The sequence below is a fragment of the Micromonospora sp. NPDC002717 genome (genome assembly GCF_040295705.1).
Lineage (GTDB): Bacteria > Actinomycetota > Actinomycetes > Mycobacteriales > Micromonosporaceae > Micromonospora.
The window spans coordinates 17,153-40,033 of sequence record NZ_JBEOVW010000038.1 but is presented as its reverse complement, the minus strand read 5'-3'; the positions used below and the strand labels follow the sequence as shown (position 1 = coordinate 40,033).

The following is a 22,881-nucleotide window of genomic DNA, read 5'->3' as shown; positions in this document are numbered from 1 at the left end:
GCCGCCCGCGCGCAGTGCTGACCGCCGCCCGGATGTCGGGAAGGTGCCCTCCCGCGCACCGGTCCTACCAGGCGGGGCCGATCTCGTCGGCGACGATCTGGGCGGAGAGCGTCACCATCGGCAGGCCGCCCCCGGGGTGGCTGGAGCCGCCGACCAGCCACAGCCCGTGCGCCGGGCCCCGGTTGGCCGGGCGGAGCAGGCCGCCGGCGGTGCCGTAGATCGACCCACCCGGGGCACCCGTCGCGTCGGCCAGGTCGGCCGGGGTGCGGACCTCCCGGAACACCAGCCGGTCCCGCACGTCGACGCCGCGCTCGGCCAGCACGTCGAGGACCCGGTCGGCGTACGCCTCGGCGAGGCCGGGCCGACGCCAGTCGACCGCGCCGGCGGCGGTGCCGTGCCGGGGCGCGTTGACCAGCACGAACCACGCCTCGTGGCCGGCCGGACGGACCATCGGGTCGTCGGCCACGGTGACGAAGACGGTGGGGTCCGCCGCCGGTCGGGCGCGCACGCCGCGCCCCGGCTGGCCGAAGACCGCGTCGAACTCGGCGTCGTAGTCGCGGGGGAAGAACACGGTGTGGTGGGCCAGCCCCGAGCCCCCGGCGACGCCGAGCAGCAGCACGAAGCCGGCCAGGCTGCGGTCGGTCAGCCCAGCCAGCCGGCGCGGGCTGGGCAGCAGGTCCCGGTAGAGGGTCAGCGCGTCGACGTTGGCCACCACCACGTCGGCGGGGACCGGCGCGGTGACGCCGCGCAGGCGTACGCCGTGCACCCGGCCGCCCGCGGCGTCGATCCGGGTGACCGTGGCGCCGGTCTGCACGACCACGCCGAGGTCCAGGCAGCGGGTCAGCAGCGCGTCGGCGAGCGTGCCCAGCCCGCCGCGCAGGTACCAGCCGCCGAAGGTCAGTTCGGCGTACGGCACGGCGACCAGCGCGGCCGGCGCGCGGCGCGGGTCGGCGCCGGTGTAGGTGGCGTACCGGTCGAGCAGCATCCGCAGCCGGGGGTCGGACAGGTGCCGCCGGCCCAGCCCGCGCAGCGTCCGGCCGGGCCCGATGGCGGCCAGGTCGCCCAGCCGCCAGGCCAGCGCGGCCAGGTCCAGCGGGGAGCCGATCGGGCGGCGCAGGACGTCCTGGTGGGACGCCTGCCAGACCCGCGCGGCCCGGCGCCACAGCCGCTGCCAGTCCGCCGCGGCCCGGTCGCCGAAGGCCGCGCCGATCCGGGCGGCGAACTCGGCCGGGTCGGCGCACGAGTCGAGGGCCGGGCCGCCGCCGGGGAAGACGTGCCGCACGATCGGGTCCACCGGCACCAGGTCCAGGTACTCGTCGAGCTTCGCGCCGGTCGCCTCGAACAGGTCGTGGAAGACGTCGGGCAGGGTGAGCAGGCTCGGCCCGGTGTCGAAGTGGAACGGGCCGGCCGGGGTGTCGTGGACGTACCGGCCGAGCTTGCCGCCCACCGTGTCCGCGCGTTCGAGCACGGTGACCTCGTGCCCGGTGGCGGCCAGCCGGGCGGCGGTGGCCAGTCCGCCCACCCCGGCGCCGACGACCACGATCCGCGCCATGCCGCGCCTCCCTAGGTGACGGGGCGGCCGCGCCAGGACAGGCGTCGCCGCTTCCGCAGATGGTACGACCGCAGGGTCAGCCAGCCGAGGACCACGACCGACACGGGGTGTGCCAGCGCGTCGGGCCACCACCGCCCGCGGGTCGCCCGGGCGCTGACCACCCGTCCGGCCACCCCGAGCAGATAGGCGACCAGCGCCGCGGCGGCCACCGCCGGCGTGCCGGCGGCCAGGGCGCCCACCGCCAGCAGCGGGGGAGCGGTGTAGAGCAGGAGCAGCAGGGTCACCACCGCGCCGGCGGCCCCCGGGTGGCCGAAGGTCGCCCAGAGCGACTTCGTGTAGCCGTCGCGCAGCTGCGGCCAGTCCTCGTACATGCGGCAGGCGGCCAGCCGGGAGCCGTCGGCGAGGGCGATCCGGCCGCCGGCCCGCTTGACCGCGCGGGCCAGCTCGATGTCCTCCAGGATCCTGTCCGCGACGGCGGCATGCCCTCCGGCCGCGTCGTAGCCCGCCCGGTCCACCACCAGGAACTGCCCGCCCGCGGCGGCCAGCGACGGCCGCGGCGAGTGCTCCATCGCCCGCAGCGGCAGGAAGGTCAGCCACAGCCACTGCAGCAGCGGCTGGACCAGCCGGTCGGCCGCCGTCGCCACCAGGATCCGGGGGTACGGAGACAGCAGCGTCACCCGCGCGGCGCGCAGCTCGGTGACCGCCGCCGCGACCGCGTCCGGGGCGAGCACCACGTCGGCGTCGACGAAGACCAGGACGGTCGCCGTGGGATCGGCGCGGGCGGCCAGCTGCCAGCAGGCGTGCGGCTTGCCCAGCCAGCCCGGCGGCGGGGCGACCCCGTCGAGCAGGGTGACCCGGGGATCGTCGCCGGCCACCGCGCGGACCACCTCCGCCGTGCCGTCGGTCGACCCGTCGTCGAGCACCACGACGCGCAGCGCCGGCACGCCCCGCTGGGCGAGCAGCGCGCGCAGGCAGGGGGCGACCCGCCCGGCCTCGTCGCGCAGCGGCAGCAGCACCGCCACGGGCTCGGTGACCGGCGCCGGCCGGTCGGTCGGGCGGCGCAGCCAGCGGCCGGCGTTGACCAGGGTGTGCGCGGTCAACGCGGCGACGCCGAGCAGCAGCGCGAGGACGACGGTCATGCCGTCGCGTCGACGCCGGGGCGCTGCGGCTGACGGGGCTGAATCCGGTCGTCGCGGCGGGAGCGGACCAGCGTCAACGCCAGCGGCACGGCGGCCACCGACATGCCGGCCGCGCCCCACAGCGCCGAGGCGGGCAGGTCGAGGAAGACCGCGTGGGCCAGCACGCTGGAGAAGTACGTCCACAGCCAGAGCGCGAACATCGGGTGGTCCCGCCCGTCGGTGCCGGCCACGGCGGGCCCGGCCAGCGGGCGCAGCGCGCCCATCATCAGCACGGCGAAGAGCAGCCAGCCCAGGTAGTTGCTCACCGGGATGCCGGGCAGGCCGGGCAGCGCGGGGGTGGCGTCCCGCCAGACCCAGTAGCCCTCGGCCACCATCTGCGGGTCGAGGAAGAGGTCCCAGGCGGCCAGCCCGACGGCGGCCAGCGCGATCCGCCGGACGGGGAACCGGCCGCCCCGGCGTCCCGGTCGGCCCCCGGCGTCACCCCGGCGCCCTGGCAGGCCGCCGGCGTCGCCGCCGGTCAGCCGGGTGGCGGCCAGCCAGGCCGGCCAGGCCATCCACGTCCAGGCCAGCGGGATGATCAGCGGCACTCCGGCCAGCTTCGGCCCCAGCTCGCCGGAGTAGTCGTAGCTGCCGAACGGGAAGCCGGTGGCCACGCCGAGCGCCTCGATGGCGAATCCGCCGACGGTGGCCACCGCGACCAGCGCCGCCGCCGTACGCGGGCCCCGGCTGAGCAGCGCGTGGCCGACCGAGAGCAGGTAGCCGAGCACGACGGTGGCGACGGTCAGCCGGGCCCGGGTCTCCCCGGTGGTCAGCGGGTAGCAGATCTGCGCCAGCACCAGCACGGCCAGCAGCGTCCAGGGCAGCCGCCGGGTCACGGCGCGGCCCGACCGGCCCGGCCGGGCGGGGCGGGTGCCGGCGGCTCCAGCGGCAGGTCCCGGCCGAGCACGCCGAACGGGCGCTCGTCGCCGGGGAAGCGGAAGTGGCGCAGGACGTCGACGAAGCCGAACCGGCGGTACAGCCGCCAGGCCCGGGACCGCTGCTCGTCGGCCTCCGGCGTGGAGAGCAGGGTGGTCGTCCCCTCCGCCAGGGTGAGCAGGGCCCGCAGCTGCCCCGCGCCCAGGCCGTGCCCCTGCGCGGGCGGCCGGACGTGCAGCTCCACCACCTCGAAGCAGTCGGTCAGCCAGCGCTGCCGGGCCGGGGTGTGCAGCGCCCGCCACACCTGGTCGTGCCACCACTGCCCGGGGGCGCCGAGATAGCCGTAGCCGAAGCCGGCCAGGTGACCCTCGCTGGTCAGACTGGCGACGGCGCGGAAGCCGGGCCGGCGTACGTGGGTGGCGATGTAGCCGCGCCGCGCCTCCAGCAGGTCGGTGCGGTACCCCATGGCCTCGCCGTAGACGGCCACGACGTCGTCCAGCCGTCGGACGAGATCGTCCGGTGTCCACCGCACCAACCTCATGACCGTGCACCCTCCACCGCTCCCGGGCCGCCGTCCGCGACCCACCCCAGCACCGCCCGGTCACCGACCACGTCGCGCACCTCGAACCGTGCGAAGAGTTCCTCCGCGTACCACCCCTCGGTGGGGGTCCGCATGATCGCGGCGCGGTGCTCCGGGTGACGGTACGCGAACGCCACGAGGTCCGCCGGGTCACGCCACACGCTCACCGTGCCCTGCCAGCCCAGCGGGGCCTCGCCGACGCCGAACCGGGCCAGCAGGCCGGGCGCGGCGTGCAACGCGGCGGCCACCGGGGGGATCGCCCGCCAGAAGGTGACCGCCCGCCGGGGGCGCAGCCGGGCCCGGGTCAGGGCCAGCACCGGGCCGGTGACCCGGCCGCCGGGCGGCTCGCCGAACGGCCGGCGGCCCGACCACTCGCCCCGGCTGCTCAGCGGGCGCAGGTCGACTCGGACGGCCGCGCGGGAGAGACGCGCCCAGGCGCGCCCCACCGGCGAGTCGTCGAAGCGGGCGGACGCGGCGGGGGAGTCCCACACGGTCAGCGCCGCCCACCGGGTCAGGTCGGCGTCGCCGGGCCCAAAGCCGGTGCCGCTCCCGGTGCCGAGCAGCTTGCCGAACCGCACGCCGGGCAGCGCGCGCAGCCGGCGGGGGTCGACCGCCATCCGGGTCAGCGCCCGGGGCAGCGCGGCGCGGGAGGTGCGCCACACGTGCAGGGTGACCAGCTCCGGGACGCCGTCCACGCCGTCGGTGCCGCTGCTGAGCCCGATGGTTCGCTCGCTCACGCCACCGCCTCGCTCCGCTCGACGGCGGCGCGAGGCGCCACGCTGCTGAGCCCGATGGTTCGCTCGCTCCGCTCGCTCACGCCACCTCGGCCGGCGTGCCGCCGGTGACCCGCAGCAGTTCCCGGTACGTGGTGGGGAAGACCGCCTGCGGGACGCCGCCGGCCGCCCAGACCTCGTCGTACCGCTCGAGGGCGGTGTCGACCAGGGTGCGCAGTGGGCGCGGGTGGCCGACCGGGGCGACCCCGCCGATCACCTGCCCGGTGTGCGCGCGGACGAAGTCCGGGGTGGCCCGGCGCAGCCGGGTGATCCCGATGGACGCGGCCAGGCCGGCGGTGTCCACCCGGTGCGCGCCGGAGGTGAGCACCAGCAGCGGCGCGCCGTCCGCCTCGAAGACGAGCGAGTTGGCGATCTGGCCGACCCCGACGCCGAGCGACTCGGCGGCGGCCACGGCGGTGTGGACCGCGTCGGGCAGCAGGCGGATGGCGCTCGGCGCGCCGGACCCGTCCCGCGCGCCTGCGGCGTCCAGCACGTCCTGAACCGCCCGTACGTTCGGGTGTGGCTGCATGCCGCCATTCTTCCCGGTACGCCCGCCGCCGGCTCACCCGGCCACGCCGACTCCCTTCGCGGGGGCGCGGCCGGCACGGGGTCGCGGGCCGGCGCTCCGGTCGGCTCAGCGGGGGACGGCGACGGCGTCCAGCGCGGGCGGTGCGGGCGGTGCGGCGGCCCGGGGCGTGGCGACCCGGGCCGTCTCGGCCAGCGCGACGCCGACCAGCACCAGGAGCCCGCCGGCGAGCTGGGCGGTGTTGAGCGCCTCGCCGGCGCCGAGGACGACCCAGGCGACCGCCGAGGCGATCACCGGCTCGACCATGCCGACGATCCCGACGCTGGTCGCCGGGAGGTGCCGCATCGCCCCGGCGACCAGCAGGTACGGCACGATCGAGCCGAGCACCACCACGTACCCGCAGAGCAGCGCCACCGGCACGCCCCGGTCGGTGTCGGCGGTCAGCGGCTCCCAGCCGCCGGCGCCCACGGTGACGGCGCGGGTGAGCAGGCCCGCCACGGCGGAGGCGCCGAAGGCCCAGGTGCACAGCGACAGCGTGTCCCGTCGCGCCACGCCGTGCGAGCCGAGCACGTAGTAGCCGGCGAGGAAGACCGCGGCGCCGAGACCGGCGAGCACGCCGAGGCCGTCCAGCTTCAGATCACCCCACACCTCGGCCACACAACCGAGGCCGAGCAGGCTCAGCGCCAGGCCGGCCCAGAGCCGCGGGCGTACGCGGTGGCGCTGGCCGAACCGGGCCCAGAGGGCGACCAGCAGCGGGGCGGTGTACTCGAACAGCAGCCCGATCCCGACCGGCAGCCGGGAGATGGCGACGAAGTAGAGCATCGGCACGGCGAAGAAGCCGGTCAGCCCGTACCCGATCAGCAGCGGCAGTTGGCGGGGGGCGACCCGGAGCCGGCGCGCCCCCGGGCGCAGCAGCAGGCTCAGGGCCAGCAGCCCGGTGACGGCGCCGACGGCGCGCAGCAGGGTGAGCTGCGGTGCGTCCAGACCGGCGCGGAGCACCAGCTTGGAGACCGTGCCGTTGACGGCGAACAGCGCTCCCGAGCCGAGCACCATGGCGACCCCGAGGGCGGGGCGGGGGGTTGTCACGAGCGGAGGCTACCGCCGCCCTCGTCAGGGCCGTAAGGGCCACCAGTCGTTACATCGGTCGCACCGCCCGCCGGTGCGCCGCGCGGGCCGGCGTGCCCCGGATCCTCCGTTGCCCCGCCCGGCCTGGGGCGGTGCGCCGCCGTGGCCGCGCCCGCGGGCGCCGGGAGCTGCCGCCCGACAGGGTGTGGCGCGTGGGGGACGCCGGCCGACTCCCGCGCGCCACACGTTGCATTTTCGTCGGAGGGAGGGTGTACTGTCAGCAGTAGTTAGAACGAGTGTTCGATTGCCTCGAACGCCCGTTCCAAACAGCCCGGGGCGGTGTTTCGCGGCGCCGGTCCCGGGCGGTGCGGCTCCGCGGGCCGCACCGGGGCCCCGGGCAGTCGCGAGCCCGGCCCGTCAGGCAGGAGCGTCGCCCGCCGCCCACGACCCCCGGGCGGCGGGCGACGAACCCGCCGGTTGTGCCGGCCGGGTGTGGTGTGGGGAAGCGTCCACACCCGGCCGGCCTCCCCATCCGGTGCGTCTTCCTCCGCACCACTCGCCCGGCGTCCCGCCGGCGGACCAGCTCCGCCCTCAGGGGCGGCTCGGCCACGTGGAGGAGACAGTCCCATGCCGACCAACCCGGCTCAGGCACCGACGGTGCCGGCGCACGTGCTGCCGCACCGCACCCCCGCCCAGCTTCTCGCGGTGGCCCGTCACGGGCTGGCCGAGGCCGCCCAGACCCGCCCCGACGGCCTCCGCTACGCGGCCGCCCACCTGGCCGCGCTGCGCGCGGCGGCGGCCCTGCTCGCCGCCCGGGCGCGTCCCGCCCCGGCCCGGCGCAACCGGATCACCAGCGTCTGGGTCCTGCTCTCCGGTGTCGCCCCCGAGCTCGACGAGTGGGCCCGGTTCTTCGCCCTCGGCGCCGGCAAGCGCGCCGCCGCCGAGGCCGGCATCCCGCGGGTCGTGACCGCCCGGGAGGCCGACGACCTGCTGCGCGCCGCCGAACAGTTCGTCGCGGTGGTGGAGGCCGCGCTCGGCGTGGCCCACCAACCGGCGCTCGACGGCCTCGCCGCCTGATCCGTGGCGCCCGGGCCGCCCGGCGGGGGGAGCCGGGCGGCCCAGGCGCCACGCGCACATTCCGATCGACAGCACGACGGGGGGTAGGTCCGATGGCGGGCCGGATGGTGGTCGGTTCCGCCGCACTGGCCGCTCTGGTGCGTCCGGCGAGCGCGCCGGATCCGGCGGGCGGTCACCGGGTGCTGCCGGTGGCCCCGGAGCTGACCGGGCTGCTGCCCAACCGGGGGCTGCGGCGCGGCAGCACGATCGCGGTCGCCACCGGTCAACCCCGGCGCAGCGGCGGCACCTCGCTGGTCCTGGCGCTGCTCGCCGAGGCGTCCCGGGCCGGTTCGTGGTGCGCCGTGGTGGGGGTGCCGACGTTCGGGGCGGGCGCGGCCGCCGAACTCGGCATCGCCCTGGACCGGCTCGCCCTGGTGCCCCACCCGGGCCCGGAGTGGGCCACCGTCATCGCCGCGCTGATCGACGGGGTGGACGTCGTGGTCACCGCCGTGCCGGCGACGGTCTCCGCCTCGGTCGCCAACCGGCTGGCCGCCCGGGCCCGGCAACGGGGCAGCGTCCTCGTCCCGTACGGGCGGTGGGACGGCGCGGACGTGACCCTCCAGGTGGTCCGGGGAGCCTGGGAGGGGCTCGGGACGGGCCGGGGCCGGCTGCGCCGCCGCGAGGTCACCGTCTCGGCGCGTGGGCGCGGGGCCGCCGCCCGCCCCAAGGAGATCAAGATGTGGCTGCCCGGGGACGGGCTCACCCGGGTCATTCCCCGCTCCGCCCCCGGCCCTGCCGCCGGGTCCGTCACCGGCCGGTCGGCCGCCGGCCGGCTCCGCCCGGTCGCCGCGGCCACCGTGTCCGCCCCGCCGGCCGCCGCGTCCGCCGACACCTCCCGGCACGGCCCGCTCACCCTGGTCGGTCCGGCATGACCGGCGCGCCGGTGCGGACCCTGCTGCTCTGGTGCCCGGACTGGCCGGTGCTCGCCGCCGAGATCGTCGACGGGGTGCCCGCCACCGGCCCGGTCGCCGTGCTGCACGCCAACCGGGTGGTCGCCTGCTCGGAGCGGGCGCGCGCCGAGGGGGTGCGCCGGGGGCTGCGCAAACGGGAGGCGCAGGGGCGCTGCCCGCAGCTCACCGTCGTCGAGCACGACCCGGGGCGGGACGCCCGGGCGTTCGAGCCGGTGGTCGCCGCGGTCGAGGAGCTGGTCGCGGGCGTCGAGGTGGTGCGTCCCGGCGCGTGTGCGGTGGCGGCCCGGGGGCCGAGCCGCTACCTGGGGGGAGAGGAGGCGGCCGCCGAGCGGATCGTCGAGCACGTCGCCCAGGCGTGCGCGGTGGAGAGCCAGGTCGGCATCGCCGACGGGGTCTTCGCCGCCGGGCTGGCCGCCCGCGCCGGGCAGGTCGTCCCGCCCGGCGCGACACCGCGGTTCCTCGCCGACCTGCCGGTCGAGGCGCTCGGCCGGCCGGCCCTGACCGACCTGCTGCGCCGGCTCGGCGTACGCACCCTGGGTGACTTCGCCGCGCTGCCCGCCGGCGACGTGCTGGCCCGGTTCGGCTTCGACGGCGCGCTCGCCCACCGGCTGGCCGCCGGGCGGGACCACCGTCCGCTCGCCGTCCGGCAGCCCCCGGCCGACCTCGCGGTCACCGCCGACCACGACGAGCCGCTCGACCGGGTCGACACGGCGGCCTTCGCCGCCCGGGCGCTGGCCGAGCGGCTGCACGACCGGCTCGCCGCGCACGGGCTGGCCTGCACCCGCCTCGGCATCGAGGCAGTCACCGCGCACGGCCAGGAGTTGCACCGGGTCTGGCGGCACGACGGGCTGCTCAGCTCGGCCGCCATCGCGGACCGGGTGCGCTGGCAGCTCGACGGCTGGCTGTCCGGTGGTGCCGGCCGGGGCGGCGCCCGCCCGGCCCGGCCGACGGCGGGCATCATCCGGCTGCGGTTGGTCCCCGACGGGGTGATCGCCCAGGCCGGCCTGCAACCCGGCCTGTGGGGGGAGGCCGGCGAGGAGCGGGAGCGGGCGCACCGGGCGTTGAGCAGGGTGCAGGGCATCCTCGGCCCCGAGGCCGTGGTCACCGCGGTGCTCGGCGGCGGCCGTTCGCCCGCCGACCAGGTGCGCCTGGTGCCGTGGGGGGACGAACGCCTGCCGGCCCGCCCCGGCCCACCGCCCCTGCCGGACGGGCCGTCGGACCGGCCGGGTCAGTCGTCCCTGCCGGACCGGCCGTCGCCGCTGTCGGACCGGTCGCCGCTGTCGGGCCGGTCGTCGGCGCGGTCGGGCGAGCCGCCGTGGCCGGGTCGGCTGCCGCCGCCCGCGCCGGCGGTGGTGCTGCCCGACCCGCTCGCCGCGGCCGTGCACGACGCCGCCGGCGAGCCGGTCGTGGTCAGCGCGCGGCTCCAGGTCAGCGCCGCGCCGGCCCGGCTGACCGTGGGCACCGCGCGGCCGGCCGAGATCGCCGGCTGGGCCGGCCCGTGGCCGGTCGACGAGCGCTGGTGGGCGCCGGCCGAGGCCCGCCGCCGGGCCCGGTTCCAGGTCTGCCTGGCCGACGGCACGGCCCTGCTGCTCGCGGTAGAGGCCGGGCACTGGCTGGTGGAGGCGATCTATGACTGAGGGCGCCCGGCCGACTGCGGGCGTCGCCGCCGAGCGGCAGCGGCACGACGTCAACCCGGCGGGGCCCCGATGAGCTTCCACAATCCGAAGCTGCCCTGGTCGGAGCTGGAACGCGTGCTCTCCGGCCGGAAACCCCGCGCCGGGCGGGCCGGCGGGCAGGGCGGCCGGTCGCGTGACGAGCGGCACCTGCACGTGGTCGACCCGCTGGCCGTGGACGCCGACGGCGGCGACTCTCCCGTCTGGAGCCGCAAGCGGGAGCACTACCAGCCGCCGGAGCTGACCCGCCCCGACGGCGTGGTGCCGTACGCCGAGCTGCACGCCCACACCAACTTCAGCTTCCTCGACGGCGCCAGCCACCCCGAGGAGCTGGCCGAGGAGGCCGCCCGGCTGGGGCTCACCGCGCTCGCCGTCACCGACCACGACGGCTTCTACGGGGTGGTGCGCTTCGCCGAGGCGGCCCGCGCGCTGCACCTGCCGACGATCTTCGGCGCCGAGCTCTCCCTGGACCTGCCCGGCCCCCAGAACGGCGAGCCCGACCCGCTCGGGCGGCACCTGCTGCTCCTGGCCCACGGCCACGAGGGGTACGCCCGGCTCGCCTCGACCATCGCCCGCGCCCAGCTACGCGGCGGCGAGAAGGGCCGCCCGGTCTACGGCGAGCTGGAGGAGGTCGCCGCGGAGCTGCGCGACCACGTGCTGGTGCTCACCGGCTGCCGCAAGGGGCACGTGCCGGCGGCGCTGCTCACCGAGGGGGTGGACGCGGCGGCCCGCGAGCTGGACCGGCTGACCGCCCTCTTCGGCGCGGAGACGGTGGCGGTGGAGCTGACCGACCACGGGCACCCGGTCGACGCCGACCGCAACGACGCGCTCGCCGAGCTGGCGGCGGCGGCCGGCCTGCCCACGGTGGCCACCAACAACGTGCACTACGCCACCCCGGGCCGGCGACGGCTGGCCACCACCGTCGCCGCCGTACGGGCCCGGCGCAGCCTGGACGAGATCGACGGGTGGCTGCCCGCGGCCGGCACCGCCCACCTGCGCAGCGGTGCGGAGATGGCGGCCCGGTTCGCCGCGTACCCGGGGTCGGTGGCCCGGGCCGCCGAGTTCGGGGCCGAGCTCGCCTTCGACCTCCAACTCGTCGCGCCGCGGCTGCCGGCGTACCCGGTGCCGCCGGGGCACACCGAGATGAGCTGGCTGCGCCACCTGACCGAGCGGGGGGCGCGGGAGCGCTACGGCCCCCGGGAGGCGCACCCGAGGGCGTACGCGCAGCTCGACCACGAGCTGAACATGATCGAGGAACTGGGCTTCCCCGGCTACTTCCTGGTGGTCTACGACATCGTCGCGTTCTGCCGCGAGCAGGACATCTACTGCCAGGGCCGGGGCTCGGCGGCCAACTCGGCGGTCTGCTACGCGCTGCGGATCACCAACGTGGACGCGGTCCGGCACCGGCTGCTCTTCGAGCGCTTCCTCGCCCCGGAGCGCGACGGCCCGCCCGACATCGACGTGGACATCGAGTCCGACCGCCGGGAGGAGGTCATCCAGCACGTCTACGCCCGGTACGGCCGGGAGCACACCGCCCAGGTCGCCAACGTCATCTCCTACCGGCCCCGCTCGGCGGTGCGGGACGTGGCCAAGGCGTTCGGCTTCTCGCCCGGCCAGCAGGACGCCTGGAGCAAGCAGATCGACCGGTGGGGCGCGGTCGCGGCGGTGGACGTCGAGGACATCCCCGAGCAGGTGGTCGCGTACGCGAACGAGCTGCAGACCTTTCCCCGGCACCTGGGCATCCACTCCGGCGGCATGGTGATCTGCGACCGGCCGGTGATCGAAGTCTGCCCGGTGGAGTGGGGGCGGATGCCGGGCCGCAGCGTGCTCCAGTGGGACAAGGACGACTGCGCCGCCGTCGGCCTGGTGAAGTTCGACCTGCTCGGCCTGGGCATGCTCTCCGCGCTGCACTACGGCTACGACATGATCGGGATGACCCTCGACCTGGGCGACATGACGCTGGACGACCCCGAGGTCTACGACATGCTCTGCCGGGCCGACTCGGTCGGGGTGTTCCAGGTGGAGAGCCGCGCCCAGATGGCCACCCTGCCCCGGCTGAAGCCCCGCGAGTTCTACGACCTGGTGGTCGAGGTGGCGCTGATCCGGCCCGGCCCGATCCAGGGCGGCTCGGTGCACCCGTACATCCGGCGCAAGAACGGCGAGGAGCCGGTGACCTTCCCGCACCCGCTGATGCGCAACGCGCTGGAGAAGACCCTCGGCGTGCCGCTGTTCCAGGAGCAGCTCATGCAGCTCGCGATCGACCTGGCCGGCTTCGACGCGGCCGGGGCCGACCAGCTGCGCCGGGCGATGGGGTCCAAGCGCTCGGTGGAGCGGATGGCGCAGATCGCCGACCGGCTCTACGCCGGGATGGCCGAGCGGGGCATCACCGGCGAGCTGGCCGACGACGTCTACCGCAAGCTCACCGCGTTCGCCAGCTACGGCTTCCCGGAGAGCCACGCGATGAGCTTCGCCTACCTGGTCTACGCCAGCTCCTGGCTCAAGCGCTACCACCCGGGCCCGTTCCTGGCCGCGCTGCTCAACGCCCAGCCGATGGGCTTCTACTCCCCGCAGACCCTGGTCGACGACGCCCGCCGGCACGGCGTCGAGGTCCGCCGGCCGGACGTCAACGCCAGCGGCGCCAGGGCGGTGCTGGAGTCCACCCCGCAGACCCGCTGGGGCAGCGCGCCGGGGGAGCCGCCGCACGCCTGGGGGCTGGGCGGCCCGGCCGTCCGGCTCGGGCTCTCCGCCGTGCGTACCCTCGGCGACGAGGTGGCCGAGCGGATCGAGACGGAGCGGACGGCGCACGGGCCGTACCGCGACATGGCGGACCTGGCCCGGCGCGTGGGTCTCACCGCCGCGCAGCTGGAGGCGCTGGCCACCGCGGACGCCTTCGCCTGTTTCGGGCTGTCCCGGCGGCAGGCCCTCTGGGCGGCCGGCGCGGCGGCCCAGGACCGGCCGGGCCGCCTGCCCGGCACGGTGACCGGCGCGGCCGCGCCCACCCTGCCCGGCATGGAGGCGGTGGACCGGCTGGTCGCCGACGTGTGGGCGACCGGGCTGTCGCCGGAGAGCCACCCGGCCCGCTTCATCCGCCCGCAGCTCGACGCCCTCGACGCGGTGCCGATCGCCCGGCTCGGCCGGGTGGAGCCCGGTCGGCGGATCCGGGTCGGCGGGATCGTCACCCACCGGCAGCGCCCCGCGACCGCCGGCGGGGTCACCTTCCTCAACCTGGAGGACGAGACGGGGATGCTCAATGTCACTTGCTCCCCGGGGCTCTGGCAGCGTTACCGTCGAATCGCCCGCACCAGCGCGGCGCTGGTGGTGCGCGGCCGGTTGCAGCGGCACGAGGGAGTCACCAACCTCACCGCCGACCGGCTGGACGCCATCGAGCCGCCGGTCAGCCCGGCATCGCGCGATTTCCGTTGACGACAGTGATCCACATTACGGTTTTTCGCCGCCGATGGCGGGAGACTCCTGCTCGCGCGGGCAGAGCGGCCCGCGTGGCACGAGGGGGAATGAACCGATGACGGGGAATCACGGATACAGCGGCGGAGTGGCCAACTCCCGGCGGACCCGGCTCAACGCCGGCTGGACCCCGGCGCACCACACCGAACCGCGCGAGTACGAGATCACCGAGGGTCCGGTGGCCAACGCCCTGCGGTCGCGGGCCGAGGAGGACGGCGCCACCGGCGAGTCCTGACCGCCTCCCCGGGCGGTTCCCGTCGGGGCTGGACCGGGTGACTAGGCTCGACCGGGTGGAGCAGACCCCAGGCCGGCTCGCCGGGCCGCCGCTGACCCCCCGTACCGCCGTGATCTGGTCGGTGCTGCGCGCCGAGCTGGAGCGCCGTGGCGACGCCGCGCTGACCGTGCTCGACGTCGGCGGCGGCACCGGCGGCTTCGCCGTCCCGCTCGCCCAGGCCGGGCACCGGGTGACCGTGGTCGACGCCAGTCCCGACGCGCTCGCCGCGCTGACCCGCAGGGCCGCCGAGGCCGGCGTCGCCGAGCGGGTCCGCGCCGTGCAGGGCGACGGCGACGCGCTCGCCGGGCTGGTCGAGCCGGGCAGCGCCGACCTGGTGCTCTGCCACGCCGTGCTGGAGGTGGTCGACGACCCGGCGCCGGTGGTGGCCGCGCTGGCCGCCGCGCTGCGCCCGGGCGGCGCCGCGAGCGTGCTGGTCGCCGGCCGGGCCGCCGCGGTGCTCGGCCGGGCGATGAACGGGCACCTGGACGTCGCCGCCGCGCTGGCCGCCGACCCGGCCGGCACCGCGGGCGCCCGGGACACGCTGCGCCGGCGCTACGACGCCGAGACCGCCGCCGCGCTGCTCGTCCCCGCCGGGCTCGTGGTCGAGGAGATCCACGGCGTACGCGTGCTCGCCGACCTCCTCCCGGCCGCCGTCGCGGACGGTCAGCCGGCCGCCCTGGTGGAGCTGGAACGGGCGCTCGCCGCGCGGGCCCCCTGGCGGGACCTCGCCGCACAGTTGCACCTGTTCGCCCGGCGCCCGTGACCGACCCGCTGGAGATCGTCGGGCCGCGCTACGGCGGCGGCAGCCTCGCCGACGTGCTGCCCAGCGCGCTCGCCGTGCTCGGCGTGCCCGGCGCCACCGACCCGCTCGGGCTGGGCGCCGCGCTGGCCGGGGTGCGCCGGGTGGCGGTGCTGCTGGTGGACGGCCTCGGCTGGCACCAGATCCCGACCGCCGCGCCGTACGCGCCGGCCCTGGCCGGGCTCGCCGCGACCGTGGGCCGGCCGTTGACCTCCGGCTTCCCGTCCACCACGCCGACCAGCCTGGTGACGCTGGGCACCGGCGTCGCGCCCGGCGCGCACGGCGTGCTCGGCTTCACCCTGCGGGTGCCGGGCACCGACCGGGTGCTCAACCACATCGAGTGGGCGGCCGACCCGGAGCCGCGGCGCTGGCAGCCCGTCCGCACCCAGCTCGAACGGGCCCGGGCGGCCGGCGTCGCGGTGACGGTGGTGAGCCGGCCGGAGTTCGGCGGCAGCGGGCTGACGGTGGCCGCCAACCGGGGCGGCGACTACCGCGGCGCGGCCGGCGTCGACGCGCTCGCCGCGCGGATGCTCACCGCCCTGGCCACCGGGCCGGGGCCCACCCTGGTCTCCGGCTACCACCCGGACCTGGACCGGCACGGCCACCTCACCGGCGTCGACTCGGCGCCCTGGCGGATCGCCGCGGCCGAGGTCGACCGGCTGCTCACCCGGCTCGTCGACGGGTTGCCGCCCGACGCCGCGCTGCTGGTCACCGCCGACCACGGCCAGCTCGACGTGCCGGCCGGGCACCGCGTCGACCTGGACACCGATCCCCGGCTGCGCGCCGGGGTGGCGGTGGTCGCCGGCGAGCCCCGGGTCCGCTACCTGCACGTCACGCCCGGGGCCCGGGACGACGTCGTGGCCGCCTGGTCGGAGGTGCTCGGCCCCGCGGCCCGGGTCCGCACCCGCGAGGAGGTGGTGGCCTCCGGCTGGTTCGGCCCGGTGGCGGAGGAGCACCTGCTCCGCATCGGCGACGTGGTGGTCGTCTGCAACGCCACGTACGCGGTGACGGCCTCCCGGTCCGAGCCGCCGATGGTGTCGCGGCTGGTCGGGTACCACGGGGCGGACACCGCGGCCGAGATGACCATCCCGCTGCTGGTCGTACGCGGCTGACGGCCGGCCGCCCCGCCGGTGGGCGGCGTCTCCCGGAGCGGATCGCCCGCCGGCGCGGTCAGGCGCGGGCGGGGCCTGCCGCCGTCACCGCCCGCGCCCGGTGAGCCCCTCGATCGCCCGCACGAGGTCGTCGGCGGTGGGCGCCGACGCGGGATCGAGCAGCCACTGGAGCATGGCGCCGTTGATGAGCGCCAGGGCGAGCGAACCGTAGCGGCGCGCCTGCTCCGGCGAGACCTCCGCCGGCGCCACGTCGAGCGTCAGCGCGGCGAGCTCCCGCCGGCTGGCGGCGTAGCCGGCCGCGAGCTGGTCACGCACCTCGGGTGCGAACTCCGCCTGGGCGTACGCCTGCACGCTCGCCACCAGGACCTCCCGCTGCTCGCGCGCCATCTCGAACACCCCGTGGAGGAACCGGCGGAGGCGCTCCAGCGGTGCGCCGCCGGGTTCGGCCACGACGGCCGCGGCGATCGCGTCCCCCCAGGCGTCGAACGTCTCCAGGATGGCGGCGTTCAGCAGGGCGTCCTTGCTCGTGATCCCCGCCCTCCTCGCCTCCATGGACCTCTCCGTCCTGTTCATGGCCGCACCCTGGATCAGCGCCGAACTCGAACCGAGCACGGAGTTCGGTGGCGCGCTCGGCATCGCCGTGCTGGGCAGCATCTCCGCCGGCATCTACCGGGCCCGGATGGACACCGAGGTGCCGGCCGGGCTCGGCGACGACCTGGTCCACACCGCGACCGACACGGTCGGCGGCGCCCTCGCCGTGGCCGGCCAGGTCCCGGCCGACGTGGCCGGGGTGCTGCGCGACCAGGCCTTCGCCGCCTTCACCGACGGGTTCACGGCCACCGCGGTCGTCGGCGCGGCGATCCTGCTCGTCGGGGCGCTCGTCAGCGCCGTCGCCCTGCGGCGCGTACCCGCGGGGACCCCGTCCGCCGACCGGGGCTAACGGCACGGGCCGCCCGGACGGCCCAGCGACGCATTGCGCCGCCGGCCGTCCGGGGGCATGTCGGAGGTGCCCGCTAACCTGCGGGGATGGGTCGCAGCCAGTCGTTGCCCCGGGGCGGCGATCCCCGGTTCGGGCCGGGCGCCGACGACTCCGGCTGCCCGATCCTGCACGTCGACATGGACGCGTTCTTCGCCTCGGTCGAGGTCCGCCGCCGGCCGGAACTGCGCGGCCGGGCCGTCGTGGTCGGCGGGGTTGGCCCGCGCGGGGTGGTCAGCTCCGCCAGCTACGAGGCCCGGCGCTACGGCGTCCGCAGCGCCATGCCCACCGCGCGGGCCCGGGCGCTCTGCCCGCACGCGGTCTACCTCCCGCCGGACTTCGCGCAGTACTCGGCGGCCTCCCGGGCGGTCATGCAGATCTTCCGGGACGTCACCCCGCTGGTGGAGCCGCTCTCGCTCGACGAGGCGTTCCTCGACGTGGCCGGGGCCCGGCGGCTCTTCGGCACCCCGGCCACCATCGCGCGGCGGATCCGCGAGCGCGTCGCCGGGGAGCAGGGGCTGACCTGTTCGGTCGGGGTCGCGCCGAGCAAGTTCGTGGCCAAGCTCGGCTCGACCCGCGCCAAGCCCGACGGGCTGCTCGTCGTCCCGGCCGCGCGGGTGCTCGACTTCCTGCACCCGCTGCCGGTGTCGGCGCTGTGGGGGGTGGGGGAGCGGTCCGCCGAGACGCTGCGTCGGCTCGGCCTGACCACCATCGGCGACCTCGCCGAGGCGCCGGTCGGCATGCTGCGCAAGGCGCTCGGCGAGGCGTCCGCGACCCATCTGCACGAGCTGGCCTGGGGGCGGGACGCGCGCCGGGTCAGCCCCGAGCAGGTCGAGAAGTCGATCGGCGCGGAGGTGACCTTCGACGCCGACGTGGCCGATCCCCTGGAGATCCGCCGGGCGCTGCTCGCCCTCGCCGAGAAGGTGGGCGCCCGGCTGCGCCGGGCCGGGCAGGTCGGGCGGACGGTCTCGCTGAAGGTGCGGCTGGCCGACTTCCGCACCGTCAACCGGTCGCGCACGTCGGGTGTGCCGACCGACGTCGCCCGGGAGATCTTCGACACGGTCTGGGCGCTCTACGCCGCCCTCGACCCGGGCGAGCGCATCCGCCTGGTCGGCGTCCGGGTCGAGGGCCTCGCCCCGGCGCAGGAGACCCCGCGGCAGCTCGCCCTCGGCGCGCCCGAACGGGGCTGGCGGGAGGCGGAAGCTGCCGCCGACGCCGCGGCTGCCCGTTTCGGGCGGTCCGTCATAGGTCCGGCCAGTCTGCTCGGGGTCCGGGACGGGCGACGAAATGAAAATCCACCCCGGCCGTAGGTCGTCCCGCTTTCCGACGCGCGAGGGCCCTCGTAGACTTGCGGGTAAGCAGCCGGTTGGCTGCCACGGTCTGTCGGTCCGACCGGGCCGACCCACGTGACCGGGGAGGAGTGCCGTGCCGCTCTCGGAGCACGAGCAGCGGCTGTTCGAGCAGATCGAGCGGTCGCTTGCCGAGGACCCCAAATTCGCCTCGGCCGTGCGCGCCAGCGATCCGCGTTTCCACGCGCGGCGTCGCCTGCTCGTCGCTGCCGGCGTGATCATCGCTGGGCTGGCCCTGTTGGTCTATGGCGCGGTGATCAAGACTCCGCCGCTGGCAGTGGCGGGTTTTGTCGTCATGCTGGCCTCGGCCGCGTTCGCGGTGCAGTCGCATCGTCGGGCGCAGTCACCTGACCTGCACGTCGTGGGAGGCACGACGAGTCGTCGCCGCCCCCGCGGTCGTACGGGTCGGCGGCCCTCGATCCTCGACCGGATGGAGGACCGGTGGCGGCAGCGCCCGGAGGGGCACCGCTGAGCCCGGCCCGCCGCTGAGGCGGGTCACACCACCGCGACGACGAACCGCGTCGCCGGCACGCCCGGCGACCTGAGGCGTTTCCGCGCGCCCCTGGGCCCGCCCGGGCACCCTCCGACGTTCCGCGCCTGCGCTCGCCCCGGCGGCCTCCGACGTGTCGGGTGCCCACGGCCCGCCTCGGCGGCCTCTGACGCTCTGCCGGCTCGCCGTTCGCCGCGGTCAGCCGCCACAGCGAGACCGGTCGGCCTCTGACGCTTGACGCGCCGTCAAGCCACCGTGGCCTTGGCGCCCGCGCTTCCCCGACCCGCCCTCCGCCCGTTTCGGTGGCGGCGGCCCGCGCCGCGACGGGGACGGGCCGGGAACGGCGACCTCGCCGCTCCCGGCCCGTCCGCGTGGGCGTGCGGGTCAGCGGGCCATGCGGTCGGCCAGCAGGCGGCGCGGGCTCCAGCGCAGCAGTCGGGAGCGGGCGCGCGTGCCCGCCGCCAGCAGCCGGGACGACGCGTCGGCCGTGGCCAGTCGCCAGCGCAGCAGCACCGAGGGCGGCAGCACCGCCGCCACCAGGCGGGTACGCCGGTCGGCCCGCGCGGCGAGCGCGCCGCGGATGGTGCGCAGGGCCGGCGGGAGGTGCTCGCCGGTGAGCGGGTCACGCGCGTAACGGGCGCGCTCCTCGGCGCGGCCGAGCAGCCGTACCGCCGTGGTGGCCTCGGCGTCGGCGGCCAGCGCATCCCGGGACAGCCGGTCGGCCGTGGCCCGCGGCGTCTCCGTCCGGTCCACCCGCACCCGGTAGTCCACCAGCGTGTCGAGCAGCTCGTCCCAGGCGGCGTGCGCGTCCGCCCGGGCCCGCTCGGCGTCCACCAGGACCACCATGCGCTGCCCGTCGGTGGGCGCGTCGCCGGCCTCCCCCGCCCGTACGGCGGTCGGGGCCGGCGCCGCCGGGCCGCTGCGCCGCCTCCGCAGGGCCAGCCGGCGCAGCGCCGGCAGGGCGAGCAGGGCCAGCAGAAGGAGCACCGCGCCGGCCGCGTACCACGGCCAGACGGGGGCCTGCTCGGCCGGGGCCGCCCCGCCGATGGCCAGGCCGGAGTCGGGGTCCTCCTCGGGGCCCTCGGGGCCTGCCGGGCCCGCCGACGGGTCGGTCTCGCCGACGGGGGTCGACGGGCCGGGGGCCGGCGCGTCGTCCTCGGGGGCGTCGATGTCGGGGGCCCAGGCCGACCGGGTCGAGCCCTGCACGCCGTACGCGGGGGTCGCGTCGAACGGCACCCAGCCGATGCCGTTGAAGTAGACCTCCGTCCAGGCGTGCAGGTTCCGGTTGGTCAGCGTGTACGTGCCGCCGCTGGAGTTGCTGCCGTTGGTGAACCCGAACGCCACCCGGGCCGGGATCCCGGCGGCCCGGACCAGCCACGCCATCGCGGCGGCGTACTGCTGGCAGAAGCCGACCTTGTTGTTGAGGAAGTCGACGATCTCCTGGCCGCTGATGCCGCCCTTGGTGCTCAGCGAGTACGTGAAGCCGTTGTCGGCGGAGAAGTAGTCGTAGATCCCGCGGACCTTGTCGTACTCGGTGTTCTTGTTCGCCACCAGGGTGCGGACCAGTTCCTCCACCTCGGGAATCGTCGGTGGTGCCGGGTGTGCGCGCCGCACCGGGTGGTCCGCCGGCAGCGGTCGCGCCCGCTGCAGTGCCTCGGGGGTGTACGTCGAGCGCACGTAGTCGAACGCGTAGCGCTTGCCGCGGGAGTTGTCGCGGTTGGAGAAGATCACCTGCAGGTTCGGGTCGTACAACCAGTTGCCGTTCAGGTCCTCGGTGCGCACCGGCTCGGTGTAGACCGGCAGCAGCGGCATGGTGAGGTTCTTCGTGACCTCGACCGTGGCCTGGTACGTCCGCTGCTCGATGCCCTTGCCGGACGGTGTCGGCAGGTTCTCGACGGAGCGGCCCCGGGGGTTGCCCACGTCGAAGCCGCTCGACTTGAGCTCGTCGGCGACGCCGAAGCGCAGGTAGAACGGGCTGGGCTCGTTGGTGGTGACCTTGACCAGGTCGGCCACCTCGGACTGGTTGAGCTGCCCGCTCAGCGCCGCGAAGAGGTCGATCCGGCCCGGGGCCCCGCCCTGCCCGGGGCGCCCGCTGCCGTTGCCGGCGCCGGAGCCGGAGGTCAGGGTGTCGAGCAGCCCGCCGGTCATCCCCGGCACGGCCAGCGGCAGCGCCACGGCCAGCGCCACGCCGACCACCGCGAGTCGCCGGCCAGCGGCGGCCAGCGGCGAGGACTCCCAGACGTCGACGTCGCGGCCGTCGCCGGTGAACCGCCGGCCGAACCGGCGGACCCGGTCGACGTTGTCGGTCACCAGCAGCCAGAGGTAGCCGGCGGCGCCGACGACGAACGGCACCGGCGGGATGCTGTCGACGTAGACCGCGACGGGCACGGAGTAGATGGCCAGCATGGGCAGGCCGGCCAGTGCCGGCCGGCGCAGCCCGACGGCGAGCACGTCGACCACCACCGCCACGCCGCCGATCCCCAGCACGGTGATGAACAGCAGCGGATCGGTGTCGGGCACCTCGACGCCGTAGGAGCGCATGTCCTCCAGCGACCCGCTGAACAGGTCGCCGAAGTGCGCGAAGGTCGCCGGCGTGGGCAGGAAGGCGAGCAATTCGGTGCCGCCGGGGAAGAGCCAGGTCAGGGCCAGCGTCAGGCCGGCCAGCATGCCGAGCACCTGCCCCCAGAGCGGCACCCGTGCCAGCCGGGCGAGCGCGGCCGCGGCCGCGACCACGGCCACCGCGATGGTGGCCTGGATCAGCCACGTCCAGCGTTCGAAGATGGCCGACAGCGGCGCCGCGGCGAGCAGCGTCGCCGCGGCGGCCACGAAGCCCAGGTTCCGGTGGGCGATCATGAGGGGACCCTTCCGTTCATCGCACGCCGCCGGCCACCGTCTCGGCCATCGCCGCCCGCAGGGCGAAGCCCTGCGAACCGCGGGCCGCTTGCGGCCACAACGCCGGCAACCGGGCGCCGTGGTCGACCCCGATCACCCGCCAGCCGCTCCGCAGCAGGGCGAGCGCGGCGGCGCTGTGCGCGTGGTCGGCCTCGGCCCGCGCCTTGGCGGGCAGGTTGAGCCAGGTGGAGCTGTCGAGCAGGAAACCGACGCAGGTCGCGCCGTTGCCCCGCAGCCCGGCCAGCAGCTCGGCCTCGGCCGTGCCCAGCGAGCCGAACAGGCCGATGATCAGGCCGCCGTCCGCCCGCTGCCGGACCCGCTGCACGAGCGTGGTGAGCTCGACGTTCTTGTCGAGCCCGACCTCGGCGAGCTGGTCGAGGAGCAGCCCGTCGCCGGCGGCCTCGGAGGCGTCGACGTCGGCCCCCGAGCCGGTGACCAGGCGCAGCTTGTAGCCGGCCTGCCGCAGGTGCACCGCGATGCTCGCGGCGGCGGAGACCGCCCACTCGAAGGACGCCGTCGGCCCGTCGCCCCGGTGGCCGTACGCGCGGGTGTCCAGCACGACGGTCGCCCGGCTCTCCCACGGCTGCTCCTCCCGGCGCACCATCAGCTCGCCGGTGCGCGCGGTCGACTTCCAGTGCACCCGGCGCAGGTCGTCTCCCACCCGGTACTCCCGGGTGGCGGCGTCGTCCTCGCCGTGCACGGCGACCGAGCGGGCCCGGCTGTCGCCGCTGCCGGCGTACTCGCCGGGCAGGCGTACCGAGGGCAGCGGGGTGACCTGCGGGATGACGGTCAGGTGGTCGGTGCTCGGGAAGGCGCGGCTGAGCTCGCACAGCCCGAACGGGTCGGTCATCCGGACCACCAGCGGGCCCACCTCGTAGCGACCGCGCACGTCGGCGCGCACCGTGTACGCCACCGAGCTGGCCTGGTGGGCGCCGAGCCGCTCCAGCACCACCCGCGGCCGGCTGCCCAGCGCGTACGGCAGCCGGTCCTCCAGCAGCAGGGTGCCGGTGGGCAGCCGGGACAGGTTCTGCAACCGCAGCACCACCCGGGAACTCGCCCCGACTGGCGCGCGGTGCGGGTCCAGCGACCGGTTGCAGGCCAGCTTGTAGCGGCTGCGCCCGACGTAGGCGGCGGCGAGCAGCGGCAGGACGGCCAGCAGCACGGCCACCCGGAGCAGGTCCTTCTCGCCGAGGATGCCGGCCGAGATCGCGGCCGCGACCGCGGCCGCCAGGAACGATCGGCCGCGGGTCGTCAGCCCTCGCAGCCCGTCTCGCACG

20 protein-coding genes are annotated in these 22,881 nt (G+C 76.8%); 10 read left to right on the top strand and 10 right to left on the bottom strand.

Translation table 11 applies throughout. The features are described from left to right. Nucleotides 1-64 precede the first annotated feature (64 nt). The 7 genes from ABT006_RS31545 to ABT006_RS31515 form a co-directional block, all read right to left on the bottom strand. Nucleotides 65-1,552, bottom strand: coding sequence for a phytoene desaturase family protein (locus ABT006_RS31545; protein WP_350712122.1), 1,488 nt, complete (start codon nt 1,550-1,552; stop codon nt 65-67). An 11-nt stretch (nt 1,553-1,563) separates the two neighbouring features. Beyond that, nucleotides 1,564-2,691 (bottom strand): glycosyltransferase family 2 protein, encoded by a 1,128-nt coding sequence (locus ABT006_RS31540; protein WP_350712121.1) that lies wholly within the window; start codon nt 2,689-2,691, stop codon nt 1,564-1,566. Further along, nucleotides 2,688-3,566, bottom strand: a complete 879-nt coding sequence (locus ABT006_RS31535; RefSeq protein ID WP_350712120.1) for a carotenoid biosynthesis protein — start codon at nt 3,564-3,566, stop codon at nt 2,688-2,690. The genes ABT006_RS31540 and ABT006_RS31535 overlap by 4 nt, the downstream gene beginning before the upstream one ends. Continuing rightward, nucleotides 3,563-4,147: a GNAT family N-acetyltransferase gene (locus tag ABT006_RS31530; protein ID WP_350712119.1), complete on the bottom strand. Its 585-nt coding sequence runs from the start codon at nt 4,145-4,147 to the stop codon at nt 3,563-3,565. The genes ABT006_RS31535 and ABT006_RS31530 overlap by 4 nt, the downstream gene beginning before the upstream one ends. Then, complete coding sequence (locus ABT006_RS31525) at nt 4,144-4,908, bottom strand: monooxygenase (protein ID WP_350712138.1); 765 nt, start codon at nt 4,906-4,908, stop codon at nt 4,144-4,146. The genes ABT006_RS31530 and ABT006_RS31525 overlap by 4 nt, the downstream gene beginning before the upstream one ends. 91 nt (nt 4,909-4,999) lie before the next feature. After that, the gene (locus tag ABT006_RS31520) at nt 5,000-5,488 is read right to left on the bottom strand and encodes a YbaK/EbsC family protein (protein ID WP_350712118.1); all 489 of its coding nucleotides are present in this window, start codon (nt 5,486-5,488) and stop codon (nt 5,000-5,002) included. A gap of 105 nt (nt 5,489-5,593) precedes the next feature. Next, a complete protein-coding gene (locus ABT006_RS31515; RefSeq protein ID WP_350712117.1) occupies nt 5,594-6,571 on the bottom strand; it encodes an EamA family transporter in 978 nt (325 codons plus the stop codon). 606 nt (nt 6,572-7,177) lie between these two features. Between ABT006_RS31515 and ABT006_RS31510 the strand changes: the two genes are divergently transcribed. The 7 genes from ABT006_RS31510 to ABT006_RS31480 all read left to right on the top strand — a co-directional run bounded on the left by ABT006_RS31510 (nt 7,178) and on the right by ABT006_RS31480 (nt 15,897). Continuing rightward, on the top strand, nt 7,178-7,627 hold the full coding sequence (locus ABT006_RS31510; protein WP_350712116.1) for an SAV_6107 family HEPN domain-containing protein: 450 nt from the start codon (nt 7,178-7,180) through the stop codon (nt 7,625-7,627). 92 nt (nt 7,628-7,719) lie between these two features. Further along, nucleotides 7,720-8,538 carry a DnaE2-dependent mutagenesis accessory factor ImuA' gene (gene imuA' / locus ABT006_RS31505; RefSeq protein ID WP_350712115.1) on the top strand — a complete coding sequence of 273 codons (819 nt, stop codon included), beginning with the start codon at nt 7,720-7,722 and terminating at the stop codon, nt 8,536-8,538. After that, nucleotides 8,535-10,214 (top strand): DNA polymerase Y family protein, encoded by a 1,680-nt coding sequence (locus tag ABT006_RS31500; RefSeq protein ID WP_350712114.1) that lies wholly within the window; start codon nt 8,535-8,537, stop codon nt 10,212-10,214. Before imuA' ends, ABT006_RS31500 begins: the two co-directional genes overlap by 4 nt. A gap of 69 nt (nt 10,215-10,283) precedes the next feature. Then, nucleotides 10,284-13,673, top strand: a complete 3,390-nt coding sequence (locus ABT006_RS31495) for an error-prone DNA polymerase (RefSeq protein WP_350712113.1) — start codon at nt 10,284-10,286, stop codon at nt 13,671-13,673. Nucleotides 13,674-13,770: 97 nt separating this feature from the next. Continuing rightward, entirely contained in the window at nt 13,771-13,947 is a 177-nt protein-coding gene (locus tag ABT006_RS31490; protein WP_350712112.1) for a hypothetical protein, read from the top strand. Between the two features lie 37 nt (nt 13,948-13,984). Continuing rightward, complete coding sequence (locus tag ABT006_RS31485) at nt 13,985-14,749, top strand: methyltransferase domain-containing protein (RefSeq protein WP_350712111.1); 765 nt, start codon at nt 13,985-13,987, stop codon at nt 14,747-14,749. Continuing rightward, complete coding sequence (locus ABT006_RS31480; RefSeq protein ID WP_350712110.1) at nt 14,746-15,897, top strand: alkaline phosphatase family protein; 1,152 nt, start codon at nt 14,746-14,748, stop codon at nt 15,895-15,897. Before ABT006_RS31485 ends, ABT006_RS31480 begins: the two co-directional genes overlap by 4 nt. Before the next feature lie 84 nt (nt 15,898-15,981). Here ABT006_RS31480 and ABT006_RS31475 read toward each other — a convergent pair whose 3' ends face one another. After that, nucleotides 15,982-16,449, bottom strand: coding sequence for a TetR family transcriptional regulator C-terminal domain-containing protein (locus ABT006_RS31475; protein WP_350712109.1), 468 nt, complete (start codon nt 16,447-16,449; stop codon nt 15,982-15,984). On the opposite strand from ABT006_RS31475, the gene ABT006_RS31470 reads away from it, so the two are divergent. The 3 genes from ABT006_RS31470 (at nt 16,448) to ABT006_RS31460 (ending at nt 18,694) form a co-directional block, all read left to right on the top strand. Beyond that, complete coding sequence (locus ABT006_RS31470) at nt 16,448-16,837, top strand: hypothetical protein (protein WP_350712108.1); 390 nt, start codon at nt 16,448-16,450, stop codon at nt 16,835-16,837. The genes ABT006_RS31475 and ABT006_RS31470 overlap by 2 nt on opposite strands. 86 nt (nt 16,838-16,923) lie before the next feature. After that, nucleotides 16,924-18,183, top strand: a complete 1,260-nt coding sequence (locus tag ABT006_RS31465; RefSeq protein WP_350712107.1) for a DNA polymerase IV — start codon at nt 16,924-16,926, stop codon at nt 18,181-18,183. A gap of 115 nt (nt 18,184-18,298) precedes the next feature. Further along, nucleotides 18,299-18,694: an SCO2097 family morphological protein gene (locus ABT006_RS31460; protein WP_350685819.1), complete on the top strand. Its 396-nt coding sequence runs from the start codon at nt 18,299-18,301 to the stop codon at nt 18,692-18,694. A gap of 402 nt (nt 18,695-19,096) precedes the next feature. Here ABT006_RS31460 and ABT006_RS31455 read toward each other — a convergent pair whose 3' ends face one another. Together ABT006_RS31455 and ABT006_RS31450 are read right to left on the bottom strand one after the other, a co-directional pair. Continuing rightward, nucleotides 19,097-21,565: a transglutaminase TgpA family protein gene (locus ABT006_RS31455; RefSeq protein WP_350712106.1), complete on the bottom strand. Its 2,469-nt coding sequence runs from the start codon at nt 21,563-21,565 to the stop codon at nt 19,097-19,099. 16 nt (nt 21,566-21,581) lie between these two features. Further along, nucleotides 21,582-22,880, bottom strand: coding sequence for a DUF58 domain-containing protein (locus tag ABT006_RS31450; RefSeq protein WP_350712105.1), 1,299 nt, complete (start codon nt 22,878-22,880; stop codon nt 21,582-21,584). Nucleotide 22,881: the final 1 nt, after the last annotated feature.

Coding starts and splice junctions, on each gene's coding strand:
- ABT006_RS31545 (WP_350712122.1), bottom strand. CDS start 1,552: ATGGCGCGGATCGTGGTCGTCGGCGCCGGGGTGGGCGGACTGGCCACC.
- ABT006_RS31540 (WP_350712121.1), bottom strand. CDS start 2,691: ATGACCGTCGTCCTCGCGCTGCTGCTCGGCGTCGCCGCGTTGACCGCG.
- ABT006_RS31530 (WP_350712119.1), bottom strand. CDS start 4,147: ATGAGGTTGGTGCGGTGGACACCGGACGATCTCGTCCGACGGCTGGAC.
- ABT006_RS31520 (WP_350712118.1), bottom strand. CDS start 5,488: ATGCAGCCACACCCGAACGTACGGGCGGTTCAGGACGTGCTGGACGCC.
- ABT006_RS31510 (WP_350712116.1), top strand. CDS start 7,178: ATGCCGACCAACCCGGCTCAGGCACCGACGGTGCCGGCGCACGTGCTG.
- imuA' (WP_350712115.1), top strand. CDS start 7,720: ATGGCGGGCCGGATGGTGGTCGGTTCCGCCGCACTGGCCGCTCTGGTG.
- ABT006_RS31500 (WP_350712114.1), top strand. CDS start 8,535: ATGACCGGCGCGCCGGTGCGGACCCTGCTGCTCTGGTGCCCGGACTGG.
- ABT006_RS31495 (WP_350712113.1), top strand. CDS start 10,284: ATGAGCTTCCACAATCCGAAGCTGCCCTGGTCGGAGCTGGAACGCGTG.
- ABT006_RS31490 (WP_350712112.1), top strand. CDS start 13,771: ATGACGGGGAATCACGGATACAGCGGCGGAGTGGCCAACTCCCGGCGG.
- ABT006_RS31470 (WP_350712108.1), top strand. CDS start 16,448: ATGGACCTCTCCGTCCTGTTCATGGCCGCACCCTGGATCAGCGCCGAA.
- ABT006_RS31475 (WP_350712109.1), bottom strand. CDS start 16,449: ATGGAGGCGAGGAGGGCGGGGATCACGAGCAAGGACGCCCTGCTGAAC.
- ABT006_RS31465 (WP_350712107.1), top strand. CDS start 16,924: ATGGGTCGCAGCCAGTCGTTGCCCCGGGGCGGCGATCCCCGGTTCGGG.
- ABT006_RS31455 (WP_350712106.1), bottom strand. CDS start 21,565: ATGATCGCCCACCGGAACCTGGGCTTCGTGGCCGCCGCGGCGACGCTG.